The sequence below is a fragment of the Kitasatospora sp. NPDC056273 genome (assembly GCF_042268845.1).
Taxonomy (GTDB): domain Bacteria; phylum Actinomycetota; class Actinomycetes; order Streptomycetales; family Streptomycetaceae; genus Kitasatospora.
In genome coordinates this window covers 20,998-27,546 of the sequence record NZ_JBHJSJ010000008.1, presented here as the reverse complement: position 1 = coordinate 27,546, position 6,549 = coordinate 20,998, and the positions used below count along the sequence as shown (strand labels likewise).

The 6,549-nt window shown below is 75.9% G+C and carries 6 protein-coding genes; 3 read left to right on the top strand and 3 right to left on the bottom strand.

Annotated elements, in window-relative coordinates:
* A partial coding sequence (locus tag ACFCY1_RS09810) for a ThiF family adenylyltransferase (RefSeq protein ID WP_375874120.1) occupies positions 1-1,177 on the bottom strand: 1,177 nt, incomplete at its 3' end.
* 255 nt (positions 1,178-1,432) lie between these two features.
* On the opposite strand from ACFCY1_RS09810, the gene ACFCY1_RS09805 reads away from it, so the two are divergent.
* On the top strand, positions 1,433-2,170 hold the full coding sequence (locus tag ACFCY1_RS09805) for a M48 family metallopeptidase (RefSeq protein ID WP_259316727.1): 738 nt from the start codon (positions 1,433-1,435) through the stop codon (positions 2,168-2,170).
* A gap of 135 nt (positions 2,171-2,305) precedes the next feature.
* Here ACFCY1_RS09805 and ACFCY1_RS09800 read toward each other — a convergent pair whose 3' ends face one another.
* Positions 2,306-2,905: an NUDIX hydrolase gene (locus tag ACFCY1_RS09800; protein ID WP_375874119.1), complete on the bottom strand. Its 600-nt coding sequence runs from the start codon at positions 2,903-2,905 to the stop codon at positions 2,306-2,308.
* Positions 2,902-4,425 carry a zinc-dependent metalloprotease gene (locus tag ACFCY1_RS09795; protein ID WP_375874118.1) on the bottom strand — a complete coding sequence of 508 codons (1,524 nt, stop codon included), beginning with the start codon at positions 4,423-4,425 and terminating at the stop codon, positions 2,902-2,904. Before ACFCY1_RS09795 ends, ACFCY1_RS09800 begins: the two co-directional genes overlap by 4 nt.
* A 198-nt stretch (positions 4,426-4,623) precedes the next feature.
* Here ACFCY1_RS09795 and ACFCY1_RS09790 point away from each other — a divergent pair, with 198 nt between their 5' ends.
* Together ACFCY1_RS09790 and ACFCY1_RS09785 are read left to right on the top strand one after the other, a co-directional pair.
* Entirely contained in the window at positions 4,624-5,784 is a 1,161-nt protein-coding gene (locus tag ACFCY1_RS09790; RefSeq protein ID WP_107086545.1) for an NAD-dependent epimerase/dehydratase family protein, read from the top strand.
* Between the two features lie 173 nt (positions 5,785-5,957).
* Positions 5,958-6,398 (top strand): molybdenum cofactor biosynthesis protein MoaE, encoded by a 441-nt coding sequence (locus tag ACFCY1_RS09785; protein WP_259316728.1) that lies wholly within the window; start codon positions 5,958-5,960, stop codon positions 6,396-6,398.
* Positions 6,399-6,549: the final 151 nt, after the last annotated feature.

Here is a 6,549-nt window from a genome sequence, read left to right as displayed (position 1 = left end):
GGCCGGGGGGGGGGGCGTGGGGGGGCCGCCCGGGCCCCCCGGGGCCCGGGCGGCCGCCTGTCGCTTTCTTTTGCCCCGCCCCCCCCCCCCCCCGGGGGGGGGGGGGCCCCCCGCCCCCCCCCCAGTCCGGGTGCCCGCGCAGCCGCAGGCGCCGTGGCATGCCGTCCCCGGCCGAGACCTCGCACCAGCCGTCCACGCTCGGTGGGCGCCCGCCGTCCAGGAACACCTGGACGTGCAGGGCCGCCAGGCCGGCGACCGCCGTCGCGAGCGCCGTGTCGCAGGCCGGGGTACGGGCCCGGCCGGGCCCTCCGTCGGCCAGCTGGGCCAGGACCCTCGGCCAGGCGGCGTCCTCGTCCTCCCGCCGCAGCACCAGGCAGTGCCCGCAGGCCGACATCCCGGGGATCACCAGTGGCCCGATGACGCCGAACTCCTCGACCACGCCCACGTAGAGGTGCGGCACCCCGGCCCGCAGCAGCAGCCGGGCCTCGTACGTCCCGCCCGCGAAGGCGGCGCTGCCGTCCCGGGACGCGAGGACCACGAAGTCCGGTGGCGGGTCCCCGGGCCGGCGGCGGGGCACGGGCGCCGGTGGCCGCCCCGCCGCGCGCTGCACGGCCTCCCGGGCCGCCGTCGAGCGCAGTCGGCCGACGTCCCCGGGCGGCAGCCCGGCGGGGGAGCAGTCGCCGGGTTTCACCCGGCCGGTGTCCGCGACCGTGACCGTGCCGGTGCCGCCCGCCGCGAGCACCGCCGCCACGGCGGCGCCGACCCGGCCCGCGCCGCGCACTTCGATCCGCGCGTCGGCCCGGCGGCCCAGGACCGCCGGTGCGGCGCCCGGCCCGGAGTGGACCAGGGAGAGCGAGGCGAGGTCCGGTTCGAGCAGGTCCCGTTGCTGTGCGGGGAAGCGGGCCAGTGCGCGGCGGCCGGCCTCCGCGTCGTCCAGCAGGCCGGTCTCCTCCAGGCCGGTGAGCAGGGTGTCGGCCGGTTCGCGGCCGAGCCCGATGCGTTCTCCCTCGTTCAGGAGCTCCGGTCGGTCGCGCGTCCCGTCGAGCAGCGCGAGGAAGTCGCAGAGGGTCTTGTCGGCGTTGCCGAGCACCCCGGCGAACCGGGTGACGGTGCCGAACTGCAGGGTCTCCGAGTCCCGCCAGCTGCGGGACAGCGCGGGCTTGAGGGCGAGGCGCACGACGATCTTCCTTCCGATCGTTTCCGGACGGCTGACCGCAGCTTGCCCCATCACGCCGATGTCGTGCGCAGAGTTATCCACAGGTCTGTGCTTATGATCACCCCATCCGTTCGCACGCCCTGTGGATAACTGGCCATCCTCCCCGATGTCGCTTTCCGGACACCCCCCGTCGACTTTTCGTTCCCGATCGCTCCATGAAAGATTCCGGCCATGGCAGCGGACTTCTGTCCGTGGTACCGGGTAACGTCGTGTGCCATGGCAGCCGAGCGGGACTCCCATCCACCGGCGTCGCGTCGGCGTGCCCCCGCAGCGTCCGGGTCGCAGGTCGCGGCGCCGAACACGCGCGGGCGCCCGGACCAGCGGCAGCAGCCGGGGCCGGCCCCGTCGCAGCCGCCGCCCGCCGGTGCCACGGCCCCCGAGGCGCACGACCGCAGCCGGGTCGAGGTGCGCCGCAGCGCCCGCCGCAGCCGTACCGTCTCCGCCTACCGCGAGGGCGACCGCACCATCGTGCTGATCCCGGCCCGGATGTCGCACGCCGAGGAGCAGCGCTGGGTCGCGCAGATGCTGGAGAAGCTCGCCGCCCAGGAGTCCCGGCGGATCCCCGGGGACGAGGCCCTGATGGCCCGGGCCCGCGAGCTGTCGGCCTCCTACCTGGACGACCGCGCCCGGCCCAGCCAGGTCCGCTGGGTCACCAACCAGAACTCCCGCTGGGGCTCCTGCACCCCCAGCGAGGGGACGATCCGCCTCTCCCACCGTCTTCAGGGCATGCCGGAGTACGTGCTGGACTACGTGCTGCTGCACGAGCTGGCGCACCTGCTGGTGCCGGACCACGGCCCGGCGTTCTGGGCGCTGCTGGAGGCCTACCCGCGGACCGAGCGGGCCCGCGGCTACCTGGAGGGCGTGGTCTCCGCGGCCCGGCTGCCGCACATCCCCGGCGCCCGGCACGCCGCTCCGGGCCCGACCGGGCCCGATCAGGCGGCCTCCTGCGACTGACGCCGCGGCGGAGCGGGAGTCGCGGTGGTGTCAGAGGCGGGGCAGCGCGGGAGCCAAGGGCGGGCCGTCCGACCGTAGGAACGACGGAAGGGGGCGCGGGCCGATGTGGCCCGCGCCCCCTTCCGGTGTCGCACCTCAGCCGGTCAGCTGCCGTGCCCGGGCCAGCAGGTCGCGCACCGAGTGGTCGGTGAGCTCTGGCAGCCGGTCGTAGTCGAACCAGCGCAGGTCCAGCGACTCCTCGCTGATCAGCGCCTGGGCACCGGCCGGGGCCAGCGCGATGTACTGGACGTCCAGGTGGGTGTTCTCCGGCCGGTCCTTGCCGGCGCAGCGCACCAGGTGCCGGTCCAGCTTGGCCGGCACCGGGGCGCCGCCGCTCTCCAGCAGCACCAGGTCGGGGATGCCGGACTCCTCGACGGCCTCGCGCAGCGCGGCCGAGGCGAGGTCGCGGTCGCCGGGCTCGCAGTGCCCGCCCATCTGGAGCCACATGCCGACCTTGGGGTGCAGGGTCAGCAGCACCCGCCCGGCGGCCGGGTCGACGACCGCCGCGCTCGCGGTGATGTGCGCGGGCAGGCAGGAGCGGTACAGGCCGTCGGGCCGCGCGGCGAGGTGCTCCAGGTAGTCGAGCCGCAGCCGCTCCTGGTCCTGGTCGGCGGGCCGCCACCCGCTCAGCGCGCGGACGGCGTCCGCGTGCAGGCCGGAGGAGGTCTCGGTGGCGGGCGTCTCGGTGGCCGTCATGCGGCGGGCTCGCCCTTCCCGTCGGTGCCGTCCTCGTCGGTCTTCGGCTGCTCGTCCTTCTTGGTGAGGTCGGGCTTGCCGGCCGCGGCCTCGCCGAGCAGCTTGTCGAGCGCGTCGAAGTCGATGCCGCCCTCCAGGTCGTCGGCGGAGCCCCGGTGGACGAAGGCGTCCGGGTCGTCCAGGTCGGCGGCGGTGGGCAGCATGTCCGGGTGCTCCCAGAGCGCGTCGCGGCCCTCGATGCCGCGGGCGTCGGCGAGCAGCGCCCAGAGCCGGGAGGCGTCGCGCAGCCGGCGCGGGCGCAGCTCCAGGCCGACCAGGGTGGCGAAGGTCTGCTCGGCGGGCCCGCCGGCCGCGCGGCGGCGGCGGACGGTCTCGCGCAGCGCGCCGGACTGCGGCAGGTGCGGCTCGGCGGCGGCGTGCACGACGGCGTCGACCCAGCCCTCGACCAGCGCGAGCGCCGTCTCCAGGCGGGCGAGCGCGGCCTTCTGCTCGGGGGTGTCCTCGGGCTGGAGCAGGCCGCCGGCCAGTGCCTCCTGGAGCGCCTCCGGGTTGGTGGGGTCGAGCTGGCCGACCAGCTCCTCCATCCGGGAGGTGTCGACCTTGATGCCGCGCGCGTAGGCCTCGACGGCGCCCAGCAGGTGGGCCCGCAGCCACGGCACGTGGGCGAAGAGCCGCTGGTGGGCGGCCTCGCGCAGGGCGAGGTAGAGCCGGACCTCGTCGGCGGGCACGCTCAGGCCCTCGCCGAACTCGGCGACGTTCTGCGGCAGCAGCGCGGCCTTGCCGGCCGGGGCGAGCGGCAGGCCGATGTCGGCGGAGCCGACCACCTCGCCGGCGAGCGCGCCGAGCGCCTGGCCGATCTGGGTGCCGAACATGGCGCCGCCCATCGAGCGCATCACGCCCATCAGCGGGCCGGCCATGGCCTGCATCTCCTCGGGCAGGACGCCGCCCATGGCGTTGCCGACCCGCTCGGCGACCGGGTCCACCAGGTCCTTCCAGACCGGGAGGGTGGCCTCGATCCACTCGGCGCGGCTCCAGGCGACGGCGGTGCCGGCGCCGGAGGGGAACTCGGTGGAGCCGTCGAGCCACAGGTCGGCCAGGCGGACGGCCTCGGCGACGGCGGAGCGCTCGGCCGCGCTGACCGAGCGGTCCTTGCTCTTGCCCTCGGCGGGCTCGGCGACGACGGTCTGGCGGGCGATGTTCGTGGCGAGGTCCCAGTTCACCGGGCCGCCCTCGAAGGAGAGCATCTGGCCGAGCTGCTGGAAGGCGGCGCCGAGGTCGCCCGGGTTCATGCCGCCGAACATCGCGGCGAAGGGGTTGTCGGCACCGGCGCCGCCGGGGCCGCCCGGGGCGCCGGGCATGCCGAAGAGCGCGCCGAAGGGGTTGCCGCTCCCGAAGCCGAACGGCTGCGGGCCGCTGTCGGACTGCTCCTGGTCCTTCTTCTTCTGCGCGTCGTCGGGCTTGGCCTTGCCGTCCTCGGGCTCCTCTGGCGGAACGCCGAATCCGAAGGGAAGGTCGCTCACGGGGTCCTCGATCCGGTCGGCCGTCATGCGGGTGTGGCGGGAAAGTCTGCGCCCGGGGCGGCGGCGGAGTGGGGGACTCGGGGCGGCTCCCGCGCGGCAGGCCCGCGCCGGGTGCACCACCGGGCCTTCGCCTCGGGCAGGATGGACGTACGTGACACACGTCCGTACGCACATAAAGCTAACCGTGGAGGATGGCCGGTGAGTTCCCCGCCCTCGGACGTTCGCTCTGGGCTGACCGGAGGAGAGACCGGAGGAGAGGACGCGTCGGACACCACGGCGTCGCCGCCTCCAGCCTACGGCGGACGGCCGCTGACCGTGGCGGTCACGGGCGCCGCGGGGGTGCTGGGCGAGCGGGTCGCCGCCCGGCTGGTGGCCTCGCCGCACGTGCGGAAGGTCCTCGCGGTGGACGACCGGCGCGGCGACGTGCCGGGCGTGCAGTGGCGGGTCCTCGACGTGCGCGACCCGGCGGTGGCCGAGCGGCTGGCCGGGGTCGACGTGGTGGTGCACCTGGCGATGGACTTCGGCATGGAGTCCGACGCCCGGGCCCGCAGCGCCTACAACGTGCGCGGCGCCCAGACGGTGCTGACCGCGGCCGCGGCCGCCGGGGTGCACCGCGTGGTGCTGTGCACCTCGGCGATGGTCTACGGCGCGCTGGCCGACAACGAGGTGCCGCTGGCCGAGGACTCCGAGCTGCGGGCCACCGAGGAGGCCTCGCTGGTCGGGGACCTGCTGGAGATCGAGCGGCTGGCCCGCCGGGCGCCGCGCGCCCACCCGGGCCTGCAGGTGACGGTGCTGCGCCCGGCCGTGGTGGTGGGCCCCGGCGTGGACACCGTGCTGACCCGGCACTTCGAGGCGCCCCGGCTGCTGGTGGTGGCCGGCTCCCGGCCGTGCTGGCAGTTCTGCCACGTGGACGACCTGGCGGCGGCGCTGGAGTACGCGGCGCTGGGCCTGGTCGAGGGCGAGGTGACGGTCGGCTGCGACGGCTGGCTGGAGCAGGAGGACGTGGAGCGGCTGTCCGGGATCCGGCGGATGGAGCTGCCGGCCTCGCTGGCGCTCGGTACGGCCGCGCGGCTGCACCGGCTGGGCCTGACCCCGGCCCCGGCCGGGGACCTGGCGTACACGATGTACCCGTGGGTGGTGTCCGGCAGCCGGCTGCACGAGGCGGGCTGGCGCCCGGCGCACACCAATGAGCAGGTGCTGGCCGAGCTGCTGGAGCAGGTGTCCGGCAAGCACGCGGTGGCCGGGCGCCGGCTGGGCGGCAAGGAGGCGGCGACCAGCCTGGGGGCGGCCGGGGCGACGGTGGCGCTGGTCGGTACGGCGGCGCTGGTGCGCCGGGCCCGCAAGCGGCGGCGGTTCTGAGCGGCCGGTCCCGATCGGCCGGTCCTGAGTGCCGGTTCCGATCGGCCGGTGCCGGACGGCGGGGCCCGGCCGGCGGGCGGCGCTCTCCCGCGATTTCTCACGATGCGAAATTCCGGAACCGCGGTGCGGAAAGCACTTGCCCCGGAGCGTCCCGGATGGGGAATCATGGGGTCATGTCCGACAACCACGACCCCATCCGCCTGCTCGCCATCCGCGACACCCCGCTCTCGCTGGACGAGGTGTACGAGGCGGTCGGCGACGACGCGGCCGGCGGCACCACCGTCTTCGTCGGGACGGTCCGGGACCACGACGGTGGCAAGTCGGTCTCCGCGCTGGAGTACAGCTGCCACCCCACCGCCGAGCAGGAGCTGCGCCGGGTCGCCGAGAAGGTGGCCGCGGACTTCCCGGTCCGGGCGCTGGCCGCGGTCCACCGGGTGGGCCGGCTGGAGATCACCGACAAGGCCGTGATCGTCGCCGTCTCCTGCGCCCACCGCGGCGAGGCCTTCGCGGCCGCCCGCCGGCTGATCGACGATCTCAAGCACGAGGTGCCGATTTGGAAGCACCAGGTCTTCTCCGACGGCGCGGAGGAGTGGGTCGGCGCCGGCAACTGCTGAGGCCGGCCCGGACCCGACGGAACCGGACCGGACCGGACGGCACGGAACCGGACGCGGGGGCACCGAGCCGGTCGGAACCGAACCGCACACCTCGCGCGTCCGTCGGGTCAGGCGCGCCGCGGTCTCACTCCAACGGGTCCGTGCCGGCGCT

Bases quoted from the DNA above. Each gene is read 5' to 3' on its own strand.
- ACFCY1_RS09785 (WP_259316728.1), top strand. From the start codon at position 5,958: ATGTCCGACAACCACGACCCCATCCGCCTGCTCGCCATCCGCGACACC.
- ACFCY1_RS09800 (WP_375874119.1), bottom strand. From the start codon at position 2,905: ATGACGGCCACCGAGACGCCCGCCACCGAGACCTCCTCCGGCCTGCAC.
- ACFCY1_RS09805 (WP_259316727.1), top strand. From the start codon at position 1,433: ATGGCAGCCGAGCGGGACTCCCATCCACCGGCGTCGCGTCGGCGTGCC.